This window comes from Vibrio sp. 2-Bac 85 (assembly GCF_037546705.1).
Classification (GTDB): domain Bacteria; phylum Pseudomonadota; class Gammaproteobacteria; order Enterobacterales; family Psychromonadaceae; genus Psychromonas.
The window spans coordinates 1-1,008 of record NZ_JALAAB010000048.1; the positions used below are offsets into that span (position 1 = coordinate 1).

Here is a 1,008-nt window from a genome sequence, read left to right on the forward strand (position 1 = left end):
TGCAACAATGAAAACATATAAACAACTGACCTATGGGCTAAGATGCCAGATTTATGCTTTAAAGAAAATAGGTCTGAGTCAAAATAAAATTGCGCAACAGTTAAAAGTCAGTCAATCAACTATCAGTAGAGAGCTTTCTCGTAATACAGGTAAGCGAGGATATCGCATTAAACAAGCCCAATCGTTTGCACATCATCGTCGATTACATTCTCGTAAAGCAATTAAAATGACGAGTAGCCTCATTGCACTAATTAACTCAAAGATTCGACTCGAATGGAGTCCCGAGCAAATATCAGGATGGTTGCGAGAAGAGCACAAGGTGCGGATTAGCCATGAAACGATTTATCTTTATATTTGGTCTGATAAGAAACGTGGAGGTCAGTTATTTCAATACCTCCGTAGAAAAGGCAAAGCTTATCAGTCCCGTAGTAAGGATAAGCAAGCAGGTAGAGGTTTTATCAAAAACCGAGTAAGCATTGATGAACGTCCAAAGGATGTTGATAACAAAAATAGAGTGGGAGATTGGGAAATAGATTTGGTCATCGGTAAGGGGCACAGTGGTGCGTTAGTCACTATCGTCGAACGAAAAACCAGCTTTACAGTATCGATGCGTGTTGATGACAAATCGGCTAAATCAGTGACTGCTGCTACGATTGCTTTATTGCAACCATTCAAAGGTGCGATATTTACGATCACCGCTGATAATGGTAAAGAATTTGCGTATCATGAAGTGATGACCGAATATTTAAACTGTGATGTTTATTTTGCAGATCCTTATTGTTCGTGGCAAAGAGGTTTGAATGAAAATACGAATGGTTTGTTACGACAATATTGGCCGAAATCAACGGACTTTAAAAAAGTATCGCAATCAGAAGTTGAAGATGTAATAGTTAAATTGAATGAAAGGCCAAGAAAGAAACTAAATTACAAAACGCCAGCCAAATTAATGGCTGAACATATGGTAGCTATAGCTGCTTAGTCGTTATGCACTTCAATGTTGAATCCGCC

At 38.6% G+C, this 1,008-nt stretch carries 1 protein-coding gene; it reads left to right on the top strand.

Annotated elements, in window-relative coordinates; translation table 11 throughout:
• Positions 1 to 979 (top strand): IS30 family transposase (locus MT390_RS19675; RefSeq protein WP_499442904.1); only part of this gene is annotated, 979 nt, incomplete at its 5' end.
• Positions 980 to 1,008: the final 29 nt, after the last annotated feature.